This window comes from Capillimicrobium parvum (assembly GCF_021172045.1).
In the GTDB taxonomy this organism is placed as follows: domain Bacteria; phylum Actinomycetota; class Thermoleophilia; order Solirubrobacterales; family Solirubrobacteraceae; genus Capillimicrobium; species Capillimicrobium parvum.
In genome coordinates this window covers 1,157,145-1,175,735 of record NZ_CP087164.1, presented here as the reverse complement: position 1 = coordinate 1,175,735, position 18,591 = coordinate 1,157,145, and the positions used below count along the sequence as shown (strand labels likewise).

Annotated in this window: 15 protein-coding genes; 3 read left to right on the top strand and 12 right to left on the bottom strand. The window is 70.2% G+C overall.

The window, feature by feature from the left end:
* Positions 1–139: 139 nt before the first annotated feature.
* Together DSM104329_RS05750 and DSM104329_RS05745 are read right to left on the bottom strand one after the other, a co-directional pair.
* The gene (locus DSM104329_RS05750) at positions 140–478 is read right to left on the bottom strand and encodes a carboxymuconolactone decarboxylase family protein (protein WP_259314439.1); all 339 of its coding nucleotides are present in this window, start codon (positions 476–478) and stop codon (positions 140–142) included.
* Between the two features lie 55 nt (positions 479–533).
* Positions 534–1,031, bottom strand: a complete 498-nt coding sequence (locus DSM104329_RS05745) for a hypothetical protein (protein ID WP_259314438.1) — start codon at positions 1,029–1,031, stop codon at positions 534–536.
* 187 nt (positions 1,032–1,218) lie between these two features.
* On the opposite strand from DSM104329_RS05745, the gene DSM104329_RS05740 reads away from it, so the two are divergent.
* Positions 1,219–1,572, top strand: coding sequence for a DUF488 domain-containing protein (locus DSM104329_RS05740; RefSeq protein WP_259314437.1), 354 nt, complete (start codon positions 1,219–1,221; stop codon positions 1,570–1,572).
* Between the two features lie 30 nt (positions 1,573–1,602).
* On the opposite strand, the gene DSM104329_RS05735 is transcribed toward DSM104329_RS05740, so the two are convergent.
* The 4 genes from DSM104329_RS05735 to DSM104329_RS05720 all read right to left on the bottom strand — a co-directional run bounded on the left by DSM104329_RS05735 (position 1,603) and on the right by DSM104329_RS05720 (position 5,100).
* Positions 1,603–2,400 (bottom strand): hypothetical protein, encoded by a 798-nt coding sequence (locus DSM104329_RS05735; RefSeq protein ID WP_259314436.1) that lies wholly within the window; start codon positions 2,398–2,400, stop codon positions 1,603–1,605.
* A gap of 139 nt (positions 2,401–2,539) precedes the next feature.
* Complete coding sequence (gene fdhA, locus DSM104329_RS05730) at positions 2,540–3,775, bottom strand: formaldehyde dehydrogenase, glutathione-independent (protein ID WP_259314435.1); 1,236 nt, start codon at positions 3,773–3,775, stop codon at positions 2,540–2,542.
* 33 nt (positions 3,776–3,808) lie between these two features.
* Complete coding sequence (locus DSM104329_RS05725; RefSeq protein ID WP_259314434.1) at positions 3,809–4,600, bottom strand: MIP/aquaporin family protein; 792 nt, start codon at positions 4,598–4,600, stop codon at positions 3,809–3,811.
* Positions 4,597–5,100: a hypothetical protein gene (locus tag DSM104329_RS05720; RefSeq protein ID WP_259314433.1), complete on the bottom strand. Its 504-nt coding sequence runs from the start codon at positions 5,098–5,100 to the stop codon at positions 4,597–4,599. Before DSM104329_RS05720 ends, DSM104329_RS05725 begins: the two co-directional genes overlap by 4 nt.
* A gap of 907 nt (positions 5,101–6,007) precedes the next feature.
* On the opposite strand from DSM104329_RS05720, the gene DSM104329_RS05715 reads away from it, so the two are divergent.
* Positions 6,008–7,123, top strand: a complete 1,116-nt coding sequence (locus DSM104329_RS05715; protein ID WP_259314432.1) for an MFS transporter — start codon at positions 6,008–6,010, stop codon at positions 7,121–7,123.
* A 60-nt stretch (positions 7,124–7,183) separates the two neighbouring features.
* Here the strand turns inward: DSM104329_RS05715 and DSM104329_RS05710 are convergent, their stop codons facing one another.
* Both DSM104329_RS05710 and fmdA read right to left on the bottom strand, forming a co-directional pair.
* Entirely contained in the window at positions 7,184–7,465 is a 282-nt protein-coding gene (locus tag DSM104329_RS05710) for an FmdB family zinc ribbon protein (protein WP_259314431.1), read from the bottom strand.
* A gap of 8 nt (positions 7,466–7,473) precedes the next feature.
* Positions 7,474–8,727 (bottom strand): formamidase, encoded by a 1,254-nt coding sequence (gene fmdA / locus DSM104329_RS05705; RefSeq protein ID WP_259314430.1) that lies wholly within the window; start codon positions 8,725–8,727, stop codon positions 7,474–7,476.
* Between the two features lie 774 nt (positions 8,728–9,501).
* On the opposite strand from fmdA, the gene DSM104329_RS05700 reads away from it, so the two are divergent.
* The gene (locus tag DSM104329_RS05700; RefSeq protein ID WP_259314429.1) at positions 9,502–10,530 is read left to right on the top strand and encodes a PucR family transcriptional regulator; all 1,029 of its coding nucleotides are present in this window, start codon (positions 9,502–9,504) and stop codon (positions 10,528–10,530) included.
* A 267-nt stretch (positions 10,531–10,797) separates the two neighbouring features.
* Here DSM104329_RS05700 and DSM104329_RS05695 read toward each other — a convergent pair whose 3' ends face one another.
* Genes DSM104329_RS05695 through fdhF form a run of 4 tightly spaced genes read right to left on the bottom strand, consistent with a single transcriptional unit; the run spans position 10,798 to position 18,580 of the window.
* Positions 10,798–12,711: a molybdopterin biosynthesis protein gene (locus DSM104329_RS05695; protein WP_259314428.1), complete on the bottom strand. Its 1,914-nt coding sequence runs from the start codon at positions 12,709–12,711 to the stop codon at positions 10,798–10,800.
* Positions 12,712–13,947, bottom strand: coding sequence for a molybdopterin-binding protein (locus DSM104329_RS05690; protein ID WP_259314427.1), 1,236 nt, complete (start codon positions 13,945–13,947; stop codon positions 12,712–12,714).
* Between the two features lie 11 nt (positions 13,948–13,958).
* On the bottom strand, positions 13,959–15,701 hold the full coding sequence (locus tag DSM104329_RS05685) for an NAD(P)H-dependent oxidoreductase subunit E (RefSeq protein ID WP_259314426.1): 1,743 nt from the start codon (positions 15,699–15,701) through the stop codon (positions 13,959–13,961).
* Positions 15,701–18,580 (bottom strand): formate dehydrogenase subunit alpha, encoded by a 2,880-nt coding sequence (fdhF, locus tag DSM104329_RS05680; protein ID WP_259314425.1) that lies wholly within the window; start codon positions 18,578–18,580, stop codon positions 15,701–15,703. Before fdhF ends, DSM104329_RS05685 begins: the two co-directional genes overlap by 1 nt.
* Positions 18,581–18,591: the final 11 nt, after the last annotated feature.

The window sequence follows — 18,591 nt, the reverse complement described above, 5'->3', positions numbered from 1 at the left end:
CGTGGCGCAGCGGCTGGCCCATTCCGATCAGACGATCCCATACGAAACAGAACACCTAGACGGTAATGCCCCGCGTGAGCGGGGTGTCGCCTTCAGAGGGTTGGCGCATCATTGGTGTGATCTCGGTGCGGGGCGGTCCTCAGCCGGCGGCGTGCTGGTGCATCGCCGTGATGGCCAGCGCGGCGTGGGCGTAGGCGCCTCCGGCGCGCATCTCGGCCGCCACCCAGATCGCCTCCATCACTTCCTGCTCGGTGGCGCCCTTGCGCATGGCGGCCTTCGTGTGGCCGGTGATGCAGTACGGGCATTGGGTGACATGCGCGACCGCGACAGCGATCAGCTGCTTGACCTTCGGGTCCAGTGCGCCGGCGGCGAACACAGCCTGGCTGAACCGCTGGAAGGCGTCGTGGGTGTCCGGCGCCAGGTTCTTGCGCGACTGAGCGATGTCAGCACTGGCGGGCGGATAGACGGGCGGTGACATGGTTCCCTCCGGTCGGGGTCAAAGCGCCGCTCCATGCGGCCGGCCTCGAGCGCGGTCACCAGGGGCGGCCGGGCAGGTCGCCGGACTTGCGGGCTGGAACGATGGCCAGTGCGAGGCGGCCGAAGGTCAGGGCTGCGAGCATGAGCCCGAAGTCGCGCAGGGCGATGTCGTAGTACTGGGGAGCGTTCTTCGTCAGCAGGTTGATGACGATGCCGAACAGCCAGCCGGCGACGACGAAGGCGCCGATCCGCGGAGCGATTGCGACAAGCACGCCGGCAGCGATCTCCACACCACCGACGACATACATGAACTCCTGGCCGGTGCCGGGGATGATGTTGTTGACCCATCCGGCCAGGTAGTCGGGCCAGTGCACGGACCAGTTGACGAACTTGTCAACCCCGAAGAGGATCGGCGCGATCGTGAACGTGATCCGCAGCAACCAGAACGCCTGGTGGGCGGCGATGCTGACATCGCGTCCGGGAGGCGCCTCCCAAGTGCGACCGTTCGTGGCCGCCTTCGCCCGATGCGGAAGTCGGATCTGGGTGGACGCCATGGTGACGATCTCCTTCTCGGTGCTGGCGCCCGACAGGAGTATCGGGCACTTGTGGGACGTTGGTTCTGTCACCATCAGCGTCCGCGTCTTCGGCGGTCTTACGTTCTACGCGTGGGTTGGCCGGTTGATCGTCTGCCGGTAAGAGATCCATGTGGATCGACGCAGAAGCAAGTTGATGGACATCCGAATGAAGCGGGCCTACGCGCGCGCGGCACCTGATGACGGCTGCCGTGTGCTCATTGACCGGTTGTGGCCGCGCGGCGTCTCTCGCGAGCGCGCCAAGCTCGACGATTGGCTCCCACAGCTCGCACCCAGCAGGGAGCTACGACAGTGGTTTGGGCATGATCCGTCGCGCTTCGAAGAATTCCGCCGGTGCTACATCGACGAGCTGCGCAATCAGCGTCCACGTCTTACGGCGCTCCGTCGTCATGCTCGAGATGGCACTCTCACACTCGTCTACGCCGCGCACGACACCGAGTACAACGACGCTGTCGTGCTCGCGGACGTCCTGCGACGGGCACTGCCCGCGGACTGGCAATAGGAAGAGCGGGCGACCCTGGTCGGTCGTCGGTCACGCGCTCGTCGGGTGCCCGTCGACGTCCACGGCGTAGGTGGTGACTGCCACGCCGAAGCGCTCTTGGATGTGCTCGATCAGCCGCCGCTCCTGCCAGTTGGCGTGCTCCGAGTCGCGCAGCGCGATGAGGATGTGGTCGGGCGTGAAGTCCGCAACGGCGTCCGCGACAACCGTGAGGACGCTGCCGCGGCCCGCTGCACCATTCGCATCGACGCCGATCGAGCGCATGTGACCCACGACAGTGTCGAGGCGCTCGTCCGCGATGTGCCGACATCGATCGATGTCGTCGGCCAGCCACGCGAGGCGGCCAGGCAAGGTCGGCGTGAGGACGTAGACCTCCGTGGCCGAATCGATCATGGCGCGTGCTGCGGCCGGCAGCTCCGCCGTGTCTGCGACGGCGGCGTCGACCACGAAGAGAAGTCGTTGAATCGCCGACCCGCTCCTGCTGGGGCGGTCGGGCGCCTCGGTGTCCAAGTGGCTCATCGTCTCGCTCCGGCGAGTTGGGGCTCGCGTAGTTCTCGAGGTCAGCTCGCTGTGGGTGTGCGAAGGGTCGTCGCTCTGCGCAGCGCGGCTGGTCACGCCGATCGGCTCGCAGATCTCGTAGAGCTCATCGCCGAGTTGGCGGATCCGACCGCTGGAGATGGCGCGCGCGATCGCTAGCCGAAATCCAGGATCGGACCAATGCGCCGCTCCGCAGATATCCACCAGCCGCGCGCGAGTCAACACTCCGTACATGGCGAGGGCGCGGACGATGTCCTCGACCTCTGCCTCCTGTCTGGTGGTCGGCCGGCTCATGTCTCCTCAGCGTCGCGGACCGACAAGGTCTTACACGTGTCGACCGTGAGCTGATCCGAGGGAGGTTCGCAAAGGGCACGAGGCCGGAGGGCGTCGGGGTCGCCCTCCGTCCTGCGTGGCGTGCAAATGGGTTGCTGTTCTACGCGCCGATGCGCTGCTTGTCGCCCAACATCCCGTGGGGATCCAGGACGAACTTCGTGGCCGCTCCCTGGTCGAAGTCCTGGTAGCCCTGGGGCGCGTCGTCGAGCGAGATCACGGTGGCGTTCACGGCCTTGGCAATCTGGCATCGCTCGTTGAGGATGGCGTTCATGAGCTTGCGGTGGTAGCGCATCACGGGGCACTGGCCGGTCGTGAAGGAGTGCGACTTGGCCCATCCCAACCCGATTCGGATCGACAGGCTTCCGTGCTTGGCGGCCTCGTCGCTGGCACCGGGATCGCCAGTGACGTACAGGCCCGGAATGCCGAGCTTGCCCGCCTGCCGGGTGACCTCCATGATGGAGTTGAGCACCGTGGCAGGCGCCTCGTGGCCACCGTGGCCGTGGCCCTTGGCCTCGAAGCCGACCGCGTCGACGGCCGCGTCGACCATTGGCTCGCCCACGATCTGTGCAATCTGGTCGGGCAGCGGCGCGTCCTGGCCGAGGTCGACAGTCTCACAGCCGAAGCTGCGCGCCTGTGCGAGGCGCCGTTTGTTCATGTCGCCGACGATGACCACGGCGGCACCCAGTAGCTGAGCGGCGTGGGCGGCCGCCAATCCGACCGGGCCGGCACCGGCGATGTAGACCGTTGAGCCGGTCGTCACGCCAGCCGACACGCAGCCGTGGTAACCGGTCGGGAAGATGTCCGACAGCATCGTCAGGTCGAGGATCTTCTCGAGCGCCTGGTCTTTGTCGGGAAACCTCAGCAGGTTCCAGTCCGCGTAGGGGACCATGACGTACTCCGCCTGGCCGCCGACCCAGCCGCCCATGTCGACGTAGCCGTACGCCGAACCGTAGCCGGCGGGGTTCACGTTCAAGCAGACACCGGTGTTGCCTTCTTTGCACATTCTGCAGCGGCCGCAGGCGATGTTGAACGGGGCGGAAACGAGGTCGCCCTTCTTGATGAACTCGACGCCCGGGCCGACCTCGATTACCTCACCGGTGATCTCGTGGCCAAGGATCAACCCGGCCGGAGCAGTCGTGCGGCCGCGCACCATGTGCTGGTCGGAACCGCAGATGTTCGTCGCCACAACCTTGAGGATCACCCCGTGCGGCGTCTTGCGTCCGACGTTGTCCGGGTGCACGCCCGGCCCGTCATGGACCTCGAGCTTCGGGTAGTCGATCGTCTGCAGTTCGACCTTGCCCGGCTCGATGTAAGCGACTGCCTTGTTACCGGCCATGAGGCGCTCCTGTCGTGGTGGATGTTCGTTGCTTCACGCCGTCTCCTCGCCAGGAATCACGCGGCGAGCCGCGACGCGCCCTGCCGTGCCTTGGGCCTCGCGCGCGTCGGCTTCGTCGCGACCCGGCTGCGCGATCAGGACGTACGCCAGAACGGCTATGACGGCTCCCGCGACGGGGCCGGCGAAGTAGATCCAGAGCTCCTGCCATGGCACCGAGCCACCGAAGATGCTGGTCGCGACGTCGGGTCCCAGCGTGCGAGCGGGGTTCACCGAGCCGCCACTGATCGGTCCGATGACCATGATCTCGCACGCCACCACGAGCCCGATCACCAGGCCCCCGAATCCTGCCGGTGCGCGCCGGTCGACCGCCAGCGCCATGATCGTTGCCATCAGCAGGAACGTGCCGAGCGCCTCCGCAACCACGGCCTGGAGTTGGGTGAACCCGGCTCCGACGACGGTCCCACCAGACACGTAGAGATCGCTCACACGACTACCGAAGATCGCGTTGACTAGTACTGCCCCAATGACGGCCCCGAGCAACTGGGCCGCGATGTAGGGGACGACTTCGGCCCACGGAAAGCGCCGGACGACGGCGAGCGAGACCGTGACCGCCGGGTTGATGTGCGCCCCTGATGTGGTGCCGAACATGTAGACCACCGCGGCGATCACGAACGCGAACGAGAACCCCACGATGCCCAGCCCGGCGTAGTCGAGCTTGCCTTGACCGGAGGTCAGCGCGGCGACGACAGCGCCGGCGCCGAACACGACCAGCAGCGCGGTGCCGATCGTCTCGGCGAGCAGACGGCGTCCCAGGGCGGCGTTCACGGCTTCAGCCTCTCTTCAGTGACCACGTTCACGTCGACTGCCGCAGCTGGGCGCCATCGCTGTGGATCGCACTCTTCGGCGGCCAGCCACAGGTCGATGTCGTCGATGTCCAACACGCACCCGGGCCGTAGCAGCGATGCGATACCGTTGGCGTGGAACCGTGTGCAGACGTCCTCAGGCGACTGCCGGCGAGTAGCGTGGTCGAGGATCGCGACGGCGCGCCTGGCACCGCCCCGGTCTGCGGCCGGCCCCCAGCCAAACGCGTCGCCTCCTTCCCCCCGGGACCAGAGGCGCTGAGCATCACCGGCAGTGACGACGTAAACTTCAGTCCTCTCGGGCCGGCGCCCAGCATGGAAGGCGCGACGCGTGCCCGACCAGCGCCGGTTGGGCACACCCGTCATCAACTCGCGAAACCACAGTGCGGGCCAGCTCACGAGAATCCTGCCTGGGCGGATCCGGCGCCGCGGCGTGGCCAACCACCGGGCGACGGTGTGCTGCATGTCTTGCTCACACGTCCCCAGCGTTCCGCGTTGTGGGGTTCTTACGTGAAGCGCCCGCAGACCGCCGATCCGTCGATCTGCGGCTCGCCCGCGTCCCACGAGCAGACCGCCAAGGCGTCAGCGCCCGCGACGGCGACCGGGATCCGCCCCCGATACGCAAATCGCAGCGCGATCTGGCCGTGACCGAAGGCTGGAGCGACGCGCCAGCGCATGGGCACGCGCCCGGCAAGGCCGTCGACTCGTCGGATGAGCTCTCGCGTCGGTCCGAGACTCGCGCTCGCCGCGCTGCTGATCGTTCTCGCGCGCCGCGGGCACGTCCGCGCCTCGGGGATCTTCGCGCCTCCGTCGGCGGCTACTCCGGGTTTCGGACCTTCGAGGAGCAACTGCGCATCGATCCCTCGCAACCCACACTCGCCATGCGGCTGAACTTCATCGTCGCCACCGCCCTGTGCCGCGCGTGCGTTCGCGTCGCTCGTGGTCCAGAACGTAAGCGTTCCGTGTACATGGCCGCAGGCCAGTACGCGAACACATGTTCGTGTAGCCTGTCGCTCGTGACGAGCGACGCCGTCCACACGCGCGGTTCCGCAGAGCCAGCCGCTCCATCCCGGTGGAGTCCCGAACGATCCTGTCGCGCTCTCCGGCATCCCCATCTCGAGCACGTCCGCGGTGACGCCGAGCGCCAGCCGCAGCGCGCCGCGTCGTGCCCCGATCAGGTCGCTGGGCGCAGCGGCGAACGAGACTCACCGGCCGACGCGACGAGGTCACACGCGACTGGCCTGTTGCCGGACCTGGAACGGATCCTGCGTTCCGCGACACTTACCTGATCGCCGGCGACTCTCGCACCGCGACGCGCGGGGTCCCTGGACGCGCCCAGGCGATCAAGGTCCTCGCCGCACTCGGCCTCCTCATGGTCGCGTTGGGGCTGTTCCACGCGTGGAGCATCTTCGTCGTTCCGTTGGAGGAGAGGCTCGGCCTCTCGCGTACCGCGCTCACCGGGGTCTACTCGCTGGCCACGGCGAGCTTCACCCTCGCCATGCTGGGCGCGCATCGGCTGCTGCGCCTGCTTGCGCCGGCCGCGGTAGCCACGGCGGCCGGCCTGCTGGCCGCCGTGGGGTTGGCGGTCGCGGCAACCGGATCGGCGTTGGCGTTGTGGGTGGGCTACGGCGTCCTGTTCGGCGTCGCGAACGGGCTCGGCTACAGCGTCGCGCTGCAGACTGCCGGCGTCGCGCTGCCAGACCGCCGCGGTCTGGCCACGAGCCTCGTCGTGACGGCCTATGCGCTCGGGCCGGCGCTGCTCGCGGCAGTGATCGAGCTCGGCATCCGCGCCATCGGGGTGCTGGCGACCCTCCTGGCAGCGTCCATCTTCACCCTTGCGGCAGCGGCCGTCCAGGTTCCGCTGCTGGCGGGCCGGGACGGCGGCCGGCGCGAGGCTGTCGTCCGAGGTCGCGACGGTCCGCACGCCGCGCCGCGCGCGCTGTGGGTGCTGTGGGGCGGCTTCCTGCTGGGCGCCGCGGCTGGCCTGATCGCGCTTGCGCACGCTGCCCCGCTGATCGATGACTTCGGAGGCGGCGCGTCGCTCGCCACGCTGGGTGTCGCGCTCATCGCCGGGGGCAACGCGCTCGGCCGCCTCGCCGGCGGCTCGCTGGCGGACCTCGTCGACGGCCGCAAGTTGCTCGCCATCGCCGCCGTCGCCGAGGGTGCGGCGCTGCTGGCCGCCGCCGCGCTACCCGCGGTCGCGGTCACGCTCGCGGCGCTGACCGTCGTCGGCCTCGCGTACGGCGCCATGTCGAGCCTGTATCCGGTCGCCACCGCGCAGTTGTACGGCGCCGCGAACCTCGCCGTCGTCTACGGCCGTGTCTTCACCGCCTGGGGCATTGCCGGCCTCTGCGCGCCGCTGATGGCGAGCGCCCTCTTCGACATGACCGGCGGTTACCGGTTGTCGCTGGTGCTCGCCGGCGGAGCGGCGCTGGGGTCGGCGGCCGTAGCTCTCCAGCTGCCGCCGCTGGGTCGTCGACGCCCCTGACCGGTGCCCGAACCGTCCGCCCACAAGGGGGTGATCTCGCTGATTCCTCTGTTTCGGCGGTCAGTGTGCGAGCACCCACGGCGGCGTCGGTCCGTGCGCGTGCGCCTGCGGCATCGGCCGGCCGCGCATCTGGGTGACGACGTCCGGCACGTCGGCGCTCTTCTCCTCGAGATCGAGCAGGCCCCGGACCGGCTTGGTGAGGCGCACCAGCCCCGGCGGCGTGAACACCCGCCGGGCCGGCTCTCCGCAGTGCGGGCAGTCGGCCGATGCGCCGGCCGCGGCGACCTCGCGTGCCAGGTCGAAAGTCCCGCAGCCCTCGCACCTGAATGCGTAGATCGGCACAACGCCGCCTAACTCGACTTGGCCGCGGATCCGCGGTCGCTGCTCTGCGGGCCGGACTTGTTGGGGCGGATGTCGAAGTCGAACATCGCCGTGGGGAGGTACAGCGAGCAGCAGGCGTTGGGGATGTCGACCACGCCCGACACCCGTCCTTCGATCGGCGCCGACCCCAGGAGCAGGTAGGCCTGCTCGCCCGAGTAACCGAACTTCTTCAGGTACTCGATCGCGTTCAGGCACGCCCGCCGGTACGCCAGCGTGGCGTCGAGGTAGCGGTTCTCTCCGGTGTCGTGGTCGACCGAGACGCCGATGAACGTGATGAACTCGCTGTACCGCGGCTCCACGCGGCCCGGGATGAGGATGGGGTTCGTGCTGACGCCGTACTTGTTCATCCCATCCTTGATGAGATCGACGCCGAAGTCGATGAAGCCGCCCATCTCGATCGCGCCGCAGAACGTGATCTCCCCGTCGCCCTGCGAGAAGTGGAGATCCCCGCCCGAGAGCTTCGCTCCGGGGACGTGCACCGGGTAGTACACCCGGCTGCCGCGGGTGAAGTTCTTGATGTCGTGATTGCCGCCGTTCTCGCGTGCCGGGACCGTGCGGGCCCCCTCGCGGCCGACCCGGTCGAGTTCCTGTCCGCTGAGCGTGCCGGCGAGGACGCCATCCTCCAGCGGCGGCAGGGCGAGCGGCGGGACGCGCTGGGGATCCGTGTCGATCAAGGCCTGCTCGCGCCGGTTCCACTCGGCGAGCAGATCGGCGGAAGGCGCCGTCCCGAACAACCCCGGGTGTGTGATGCCGGTGTAGCGCACACCGGGGACGTGTCGGGACGTGGCGTCCTGGCCGTGGAAATCCCAGATCGCCTTGTAGGCCTCGGGGAAGTAGTCCGTCAGGAAACCGCCGCCGTTGACCTTGGCGAAGATGCCGGTGTACCCCCAGCCCTGACCGGGCGCCTCGCCGTACTCCTGCGGCGGCTGGCACGGCCCGAGATCGAGGATGTCGACCACCAGCAGGTCGCCGGGCTCGGCCCCCTGGATCTCGATCGGCCCGCTGAGCATGTGCGCGACACTGAGGTCAACGTCGCGGACGTCGTTGGAGGAGTCGTTGTTGCCGAGCTGCGCGTCGGTCCACTCCCGGCACTCGACGCGGAACTCGCTGCCGGGCGCTACCGACGCTGCCGGGGGGACGTCCGGGTGCCAGCGGTTATGGCCGGGCACCGCCTGGTCGCGCATGGACTTCGACTGATCGACGCTGAAGACGACCTCGGGCACTTGTGTGCTCCTTCCTGCACTCGACACTCAGCCGCCACGGTGGACCCTCAGCATGGTGATAGCTCGCTGCGCTCTCGCAAGTCAAGGATCTCCGCAGGCCCGGTGCGCGACGCACGCGAAGACCGCTCAGCCGGGCCGGAATGAGTTCGCGGTGCACCCGCGGCGTGCGCGTCGCGCCGCCGACGGTTCCGTGCTGGAATGCAGGAGTGCGCACCAGCGGGCTGTGGGCCCGGACCAGGGGGAGCGCCGAACGAGGCGGCGCTCGCTCAACAGCCCGGCGGAGTCGTGCTACGAGGGGATCCTCCTTCTCGCCGCTCTCGCCCGCCGGGCACAGACGCTCGAGGTGCGGGCGCTGTGCGCCGTCGCCGACAGCGTCTCGTACGCCGGCCCCCGCGGCGAGGTGCAGATGCGCCGGCAGCACCTCGACCAAGCGTGTACATCGCCGAGGCCGACGCACTGGAATTCGGTGTCGTCGCCGAGCTGCGGCGCGGCGTGCCCGGTTGACAACCCCGCGCGCCGTCAGTTTCATTTGGAAACGGTTATGGCGACCGGGATCGACCCGGCGCAGCCGGACACTTGGACTCCACAATGCCGGCAGGCACCACCGCGACACGCGGGCGCGTCCGGAATGCGTCCGGACGCTTCAGCCGAGCGGACCCCGGCCAGGACTGGCCCGGCTGCTGGGGGGATCTCGTCCACGCAGCCGTCGAGAGCGAGGACCCGCGCCGGTTCGCCGCTGCCGCCGCGCGGGCACTCGGCGGGCCGGTGGGGCTTGTGGGCGGAGTCGATGAGATCGTCGGCTATGCGCCCGACGACGCAGACGGGCGGCGCGCACTGGCGGTCGCCGCCGCGGTCTCGACGTCCGCCACCGTGCCGGCGGGATGGCAGGTCGTGCGGATCCGCGATTCGGCCGCTCCGCCCGGCGCGCTCGCAGTCAAGACCGATCGGACGGCCGAGGCGGAGGCGCCGCTGCTCGATCTGGTTGCCACGCTGTTCGCCGAGCAGCTCAAGCGGGCGGGGCTGCTGCGGGCCCAGACCAGCGCTCTCCTGGACCGCCTGGTCAGCGATCCGGAGTTCGCAGCCAGGCGGGCGCGACACGACGCTGGGGCGCTGGGCCTCACGCTCGCGGACGCCTACTGGCCCGCCGTGCTCCGCTGGGACATCGCCGGCACGCCGGCGCCGGTGGTGGACCGCATCCACCGTGAGGCGACGCGGTTGGTGAACGGCGGGCTGACGGCGACGTTCGTCACGCGCATGGTTCTCCTGCATCCCGAGGGCGACCCGTTTCCCTGGTTCGAGCGCGTGGTCGGGCGGGTGCGCGGCGTGGCGCCGGCCTCCGGCGCTCACGCGATCGCCGCCGAGCAGGCCGTCGCGCTCGCCGAGCTCAGCTCCGAGGTCATCAAGCTCGACGGTCTGTGCGGGCTCGGGCCCCGCCCGGAGACCGACCGGCTCGTCGTCTCGGAACGGCAGTACGCGCTCGACCGCCTCCTGCGCCGAGTCTGCGGCACTGCCGAGGCACAGCGCTTCGTCGAGGACCGGCTCGGCCCCCTCATCGCCTGGGATCGCCAGCACCACTCGGACCTGCTGCGCGTTCTCGAGGCGGCGCTCGACTTCCCGCGCCACGACCAGGCCGCGCGCCGCTGCTATATGCACCGCAACACGTTCCGCCATCGCCTGCGCCTCGCCAGACACGTCCTCGGCGACGCGCCGGACGACCCCGACGGTCGGCTGGCGATCCATGTCGCGCTGAAGCTGCGCGGGGCGCTGGGACGGCGGGCTGGGACGCCTGAAGGCGGAGCGTAGGTGGCCGGGCCATGCGCTGACAGCGCACTGAGCTGCCCCGCGCGCGCCTCCTCGCCTCGCCCGGGCCGCGCACGCCGGCCGGCCGGTTGCCCGCCCCCAACGCCGGCGGCCGGTACAGATCGATCATCGTGTATCGAACGCACCATCCGGCACCGACTCCCTCGACCGACAGCGTCCATCACGGCGCGGCCGTTGCCGGTGTCCCGATTGACAAGCCCCAGCATCTTGGCGCCCGCGGACGGGGTGGGCACGACGACTTTGTATGACTCAGCGAATCCGGCGCCCCATATCCTCGGTGCCGTAGCCGCCGAGCGCTTCCACGGCGCTTCGGAATGTGGGGTCCGCGAGGAGCGGCCAGAGTGGGGCAGTGATGGGGTCGTCGAGCGTTTCGGCGGCCAGCACGAGGTCGTAGGGCTCGCGGGTGACGGGTACGAAGTCGAGTCCGAAGGCACGCGCGGCGGCCAGGACGCCGAGGCCCGCGTCCACTCGGTCCGCGGCGATGGCTGCCGCAACGGCGAGGTGGGTGTGTTCCTCGCGTGTGTAGCCGGACAGGCTCTCGGGGGCGATGCCACGCCGGCACAGCTCGTGATCGAGGAGGACGCGGGTGCCGGCGCCGCGCTGTCGATTGACGTAGCGCACGCCCGGTCGGGTGAGGTCCTCGATGCCGGTGATCCCGACCGGATTGCCGGCGGCGACGATCAGGCCCTGCTCGCGGTGGACGAGGCGCACGACAGCGATGTCGCGCCCGGTGAGCACGCGGTCGATGTAGGGCAGCGTGTACTCGCCGCTCTCCGGGTCGAGCAGATGCGAGCCGGCCACATGGCACAGGCCGTCGCGCAGCGCGACGAGGCCACCGAGCGAGCCGACGTTCGAGGAGGCCAGCGTCGCGCCCGGGTCCGCTGCGCGTATCTGGGAGGCGGCGAGGTCGAGCACCAGGTCATGCGAGCCGACGGCGAGGATCGTGCGGTCGATCTCGCCGACGCCGCGCAGCAGCCCGATTTCGACCTCCTCGCCGGCGTGATGGCCCTCGAGCGCGGCGGGCACGACGAGCAGCCCGTCGGCGCGCACGAGTGACGTGAGCACCCCTGCGCCGCGGGGCAGCGGCGTGGCGACGAGGTCGCCGCCGACCCGGCCGAGCCGGACACGGATCCAGTCGTCCATGCCCATGCGCGACGCGAGCTTGCGCGCCAGCCGCGCCCGCACGCGCGGCGGCTCGGCCGGCGCCGCGCCTTCGAGGGCGGCGACGAGCGGCGCCGCGAAGATGTCGAACGTCAGCGCGGCCGAGACCGGATAGCCGGGCGCTCCGAGCACGGGAGTGCCGTCGACTGCGCCGAGCACGACCGGATGGCCGGGCCGGACGGCCACCCCGTGAACGGCGAGCGTCCCCAGCCGCTCGACGACGCCAGCGGTGTGGTCGTCGCGTCCGGCGCTCGAGCCCGCACCGATGATCACGAGATCGGCCCGAGCCGCTGCGTCGCGGACCGCCGCCGCGATCGTCTCCGGATCGTCGGGGAGGATGTCGCTGCGCCAGGCCTGGCAGCCTGCGGCCTCGGCCTGCGCGGCGAGCATCAGCGAGTTCGTGTCCAGGATGACCCCCGGAGCGGGCTCGGTCCCGACCGGGCGGATCTCGTCGCCGGTCGGCAGGACCGCGACGACGGGCCGGCGGCGCACGAGGACGTCGACGGCGCCGGCGGCCGCCGCGGCCGCGACGTCGACGGGGCGGAGGCGATGGCCCTCGGGCAGCAGCAGCTCGTTGGCACTGACGTCCTCGCCGATCAGGCGCACATGCTGATAGGGCACGACGGCCCCGCGCAGTTCGGCCCGGCGCCGGTCGTCGTAGTGGACGTCCTCGCGCATGACGACCGCGTCGAAGCCCTCGGGCAACGGGTCGCCGGTGTCCACGACGACGTAGTCGGCCGGATCGAGCAGCACCGGCGTGCTCTCGCTCGCGCCGATGGTGTGCGCAGCTCGTATGGCGATGCCGTCCATCGCCGCCGCGTCGAAGGACGGCGAGGAGCGCGTCGCCCAGACCGGTTCGGCCGTCACGCGGCCGACCGCCTCCTGGAGGCCGAGCCGTACCGCCTCGACGCGGCGGGGGCAGCCGGCGGCTTCGCACGCGGCCCGCCAGGCCGCCAACGCCTCGGCGGCGGGCACGTCATGGATGAACGGCGTCGTCGCCATCTATCGATACAGGGTGACGTCGACGTCGCTGCCGCTCGGCAATCCGGTGGCGTCCTCGTCCACGATGATGTATCCGTCCGCCCGGGTGAGGACCGTGAGCAGCGCGGACGCGCCGAACAGCGGTGAGGCGACGCCGCCGCGCAGGACGACCTGCACGACGTCGAGCCGACCTGCCGATGAGGGCACGTCACGGTCCAGCCGGGCGCGCACCCCGGGCTCTTGGACCGGATGGGTCGCGCCTCCGACGAGCCGCACGATCGGCATCCCGATGAGCCGGAACACGACAAGCGCCGAGCGCGGGTTGCCCGGCAGGCCGATGACGGGCACGCCGTCGCAGTCGGCGAGCAGCGTCGGCTTGCCGGGGCGCACCGCGATCCCATGCGTCCAGATCCCGGGCCTGCCGAGACCGGCGACCACCGCGGCGGTCTCGTCGCGGCTGCCGACCGATGAGCCGGCGGACACGACGATCACGTCGCAGCTGCCGACGGCCTCGCGCAGCGCATGGTCGAGCGCGTCGTAATCGTCGGGCACGATGCCGCGCACATCCGGCTCTCCCCCCGCGTCGCAGACCAGTGCGGCGAGGGCCACCGCGGTGGCGTCGCGGACCTGCCCGAACGCCGGCTCCGGCGTCGACGGCGGCACGACCTCATCACCGGTGGAGACGATGGCGACCCGAGGACGGGCGCGGACGCCCACCTCGGTCAGCCCCGTCGCGGCGAGCAGGCCGAGATCCTGCGCGCGAAGCGGGCGCCCGGCCGGCAGCAGCTCGGCCCCGGCGCTCGCGTCCTCGTCGCCGCGGACCAGTCCGTCGCCGGGGGCCACCGGCCGGACCACCTCGATCGTGCCCGGCATCGCCTCCTGCGTGTACTCGACCATGACGACCGCATCAGCCCCGTCGGGGATCGCTGCCCCGGTCGGTATGGACGCCGCCGTGCCCGCCTCCACCGCAATCTCGGGTGGGCGGCCCATCGCCACCGCACCGGTGATCTCCAGGTAGCTCGGCAGGCCCTCGGAGGCGCCGTAGGTGTCGGCCGCGCGCACCGCGAAGCCGTCGACGGTCGACCGGGCGAAGCCGGGAAGGTCGTGCGGCGCCCGTACGGCGGTAGCAGGCACACGTCTGTGCGCTCGCTCGAGCGCCACCATCTCGACGCTCGTTCGCCGCTGCGGTCGGAAGCCCGCCAGCGCTTGACTGACGGTGCGCACCGCGAAGAACTCCCGATGCGTCGGGCGTGCCACGACCGGGCGCCCTACGTGTCGGGGTTCTTGGGGTGGGCTCGCGCCGCTGTCGCGCCCCGGTCCATGCCCAGGACGCTGAGCACCGGTCCGAGCGCGACCTGGCCGAGCCCGCAGATCGAGGTCATGCGCAGCGTCTCCTCCAGCTGGACGATGTTCGCGGGGACGTCGCCGACGCCCTTGTCGTGCGCGACGAGGTCGCTGAGGATGGCGTGCGCCTTGTTGGAACCGACCCGGCACGGGACGCACTTTCCGCAGGACTCGTTGCGAAAGAAGCGCAGGACGTTCGTCCCGGCGGCGAGCAGGTTCGTGCCCTCGGCCATCACGATCAGTGCGCCGGAGCCGAGCATGGAGCCGGCGTCCTGCAGTGGCTTCCAGTCAAGTGGCACGTCCAGGTGCTCGGGCCCGAGGAAGTTCGACGAAGCGCCGCCCGGCTGGATCGCGCCGACCTCCCGGCCATCGGTGACCCCGCCGGCCAGTTCGATGAGGTCACGCGCGGTGGAGCCCGCCGGCACGCAATAGACGTCGGGACCCTCGACGTGACCGGAGACCGCGAAGAACTTCAGGCCGGTGGCGCCGTTGACGCCCTGCGCCTTCCACCAGTCGGCGCCGCGCTCGAGGATCACCGGCACGTCGGCGAAGGTCTCGACCGAGTTCATCAGGGTCGGCTTGCCCCACAGCCCGTAGAGGCCGGGGAACGGCGGCTTGTTGCGCGGCTCGCCGCGGTGGCCCTCCATGCATTCCAGCAGCGCCGACTCCTCTCCGAGGATGTAGCCGCCGGGTGAGGTGAAGATCTCGACCTGGAGGCGCCGGCCCGAGCCGTTGACGTCCTCACCGAGCAGGCCGCCGGCACGGAGCGAGTCGATCTCCGCGCGCAGCACCTCCTCCTCGGGGCCGTACTCGTGGCGGATGAAGACCCAGCCTTCCTCGCAGCCCGTGACGAGCATCCCGAGGAGCATGCCCTCGAGCACGAGGTGCGGCTGCTCGGCCAGGATCTGACGGTCCTTGAACGTGCCGGGCTCGGACTCGTCAGCGTTGCAGATCGTGTACTTGGGCTCTGGGTCCTGGGAGGCGACAATCTCCCATTTCTGCCCGGTGGGGAAGCCCGCACCGCCCATCCCGCGCAGCCCCGCGTCCTTGAGCGCCGCGATGATCTCCGGCGCGCCGAGTTCGCCCGCCAAGGCACGACGGAGCACGCGGTAGCGCTCCTGCCCGGGGGCGTATGGATCGTTCGGGCGAGGTTCGCTGCCACGCAGCGCCTGGCTCTCACCGCGCTCGCCGCGCAGCGCCGCCGAGACGACCTCGCCGGCGTCGTCGAGGGCGACGGGACGCTCGTTGACCGCCGCGGCGGGGGCGATCTCGCAGCGCCCCAGGCAGGAGACCTCGACGACCTCAATCTCGACATCGTCGCCGTACCGCGCCTTGACCTCGCCGATGCGCGTGTCGGCGTCGTGCAGCCAGCAGGTGAGGTCATGGCAGACCGCGAGCTGCACCGACGTCGGCGGCGTGGTGCGGAAGTGCGGATAGAAGGAGATCAGGCCGCCGATCTCGTACAGCGGACGCCGCACGTCTCGCGACAGGGCGACGAGCTCGTCGCGCGGCAGCCAGCCGTGGCGACGCTGGATGGCGGTCAGCGCCGGAATGAGGCTCGGGCCCGGAAACTTGCCTGCCCGCGCCTCCGTGCCCGGATGCTTGTGCTGCACGCGCAGGCCGGGCCGGCTGTCGTCGTCGCCGGTGGTCGTTGTCTCGACCGTCATCAGGCGCCTTCGCGGGCGGTCATCGGCTCGTGGAGCGCGGCTCCTCCCGCCCGCTCGATCCGCACCGCGCAGAACTTGAACTCCGGGATCTTCCCCATCGGGTCGATCTCGTCGATCGTGAGCAGGTTGGCCGCCGCCTCCCGGAAGTGGAACGGGATGAAGCACGTGCCCGGTGTGTCGCGATGAGACACCCTGACGCGCAGCTCGATCGTCCCGCGCCGTGAGCTGACGCGGACGAAGTCGCCGTCCCCGATGCCCATCTCCTCGGCGTCGCCGGGGTTCATGAACACGTGCGGCTCGGGCTGGATCGCATCCAGCGCAAACGAGCGCCGCGTCATCGAGCCGGTGTGCCAGTGCTCGAGCAGACGACCCGTGTTGAGGATGAACGGATAGTCATCGGACGGCAGCTCCTTGGCCGGAAGCCACTCCGCGGGCACGAGATGCGCGAGCCCGTCGTCGGTGCCGAATCGCTCGTCGAAGAGGACGACCGTGCCATCGCTGTGCAGCGGATCAGCGTTCGGGTAGAGCTTGCCGGTGAGACCGAGGTTGTCATAGTGCAGCCCGCCATAGTTCGGCATGACCGAGACGAGCTCGTCGAACACCTCGCTCGGGTGCGAGTAGTCCATCGGCAGCCCGATCCGGTTCGCGATGTCCTGGATGATCTGCCAGTCCGGACGGGCGTCGCCGCGTGGCTCGAGCACCTTGCGCCCCAGCTGCACGCGCCGGTCGGTGTTCGTGTAGGTGCCGTCCTTCTCCATGAAGGTCGTGGCGGGCAGGATCACATCCGCGAACTCGGCTGTCTCGGTGAGGAACACGTCCTGCACAACCAGGAAGTTCAGGGCGCTCAGCGCCTTGCGCACCTTGTTGATGTTCGGGTCTGACAGGAACGGGTTCTCGCCCATCATGTACATGCCGCGCACGCCGCCCTGAAGCGCCGAGGCGACGATCTCGGTCACCGTCAGGCCCGGGTTGGCGTCCAGCTCGCGACCCCACGCCGCCTCGAAGCGCTCGCGCACGCCGTCGGCATCGACCGGCTGGTAGTCGGGGTAGAACATCGGGATCAGGCCGGCGTCGGAGGCGCCCTGCACGTTGTTCTGGCCGCGCAGCGGATGCAGGCCGGTGCCGTGCCTGCCGACGTTGCCGGTGATCGCGCACATGGCGATCAGGCACCGTGCATTGTCGGTGCCGGTCGTGTGCTGCGAGATGCCCATGCCCCAGTAGATGACCCCGGCGTTCGCCTCGCCCCACAGGCGGGCCACGAGCCGGATGGTGTCGGCGTCGATGCCGGTGATCTGCGCGACACGCTCGGGCGTGTACTCGCGCAGCACCTTCGCCAGTTCGCCGTAGTTGCTGGTGCGCGACGCGATGAACTCGCGGTCCACGAGGCCGAGCCGGATCACCTCGTGCATGACGCCGTTGTAGAACGCGACGTCGGTGCCGGGCTTGATCTGGCAGTAGACGTCCGCGTGGTCGGCGATCCGCTCGCGACGGGGATCGACGACGATCAGCTTGGTGCCGCGCCTGCGTGCCTGCTTGAAGAACGAGGACGCAACGGGGTGGTTCGCGGTGGTGTTCGTGCCGGCCAGGATCGCGAGGTCGGCGTTGATGACGTCCCCGTACGTCGTCGACACCGCACCGGAGCCCACGCCCTCGAACAGGGCCGCCACGCTCGACGCGTGGCACAGGCGCGTGCAGTGGTCGACGTTGTTCGTCCTGAAGCCCGCGCGGATCAGCTTCTGGAAGAGGTAGGCCTCCTCGTTGGAGCACTTCGCGGAGCCGAACCCGGCGATGGAGCCAGGGCCGCTCGCGGCGTGGATCTCCTTGAGCCGGGTCGCGACGAGGTCCAGCGCTTCGTCCCACGTCGCCTCGCGGAAGTGGGGCATGACCTCGTCGTAGTCGACGAGGCCGCCCGGCTTGCGCCGACGGCCCTCGTCCCCGCGCACGTCGGAGCTCAGCGGGCCCTTCGGGTAGCTCGACTCGCGCCGGATCAGCGGCGTGGCGAGCCGCTGTTCGGAGAACGAGTAGTCCCAGCCGTAACGTCCCTTCACGCAGAGGCGGCTGTGCGAGCCCGGTTGTGGCCGGCCGTCGGCGTAGGCGATCGCCTGGCGCTCGTCGTCGACGTTGAAGGTCAGGGCACAGCCGACGCCGCAGTACGGACAGACCGTGTCCACCTGGCGCAGCTCCGCGCGCGGCCGGATCCGGACGTTGTTGATCGGCTTGTTCGTCAGCGCGCCCGTGGGGCACGCAGCGACGCACTCCCCGCACGTGACGCACGACGACTCGCCCATCGGATCGGCGAGATCGAACGCGATGCGCGTCTCGTAGCCCTTTCCGGAGCGGCCGATGACATCGTTGCCCTGGATGTCGTCGCAGGCGCGCACGCAGCGGTCGCACAGGATGCAGGCGTCGTGGTTGACCGCGATGACCGGATTGGACAGATCCTCGCCGCGGCCGTGACCGCGCGGAATCGGCGCGTCGTCCTGTTTGATCCCGTAGCGGCGCACCAGCACGAGCAGCTCGTTGTCGGCCGTGGTGGTCTCCTTGGGGTCCTCGGCCACGGGGGGCTGGTCGACGAGCAGGAGCTCGATGAGCTGGGCGCGGTGACGCTCGAGATCCGGGGTGGCGGTCTTCACCTCCATCCCGTCCTCGCACGGGCGCACGCACGAGGCGGCGTAGACGCGCGCGCCGACGTCGACGACGCACATGCGACACACCCCGACGGGGTCATAGCGCTCGTCGTGGCACAGCACCGGGATGTCGATGCCCGCGTCCTTGGCCGCCGCCCAGATCACGGTGCCTTCGGGCACGGTGATCGCCTGCCCGTCGATCGTCAGACTGACTGTACGGATCTGGGTGGGTTCGCGTGTCGAGATGGCCATGGTGCGCGTCG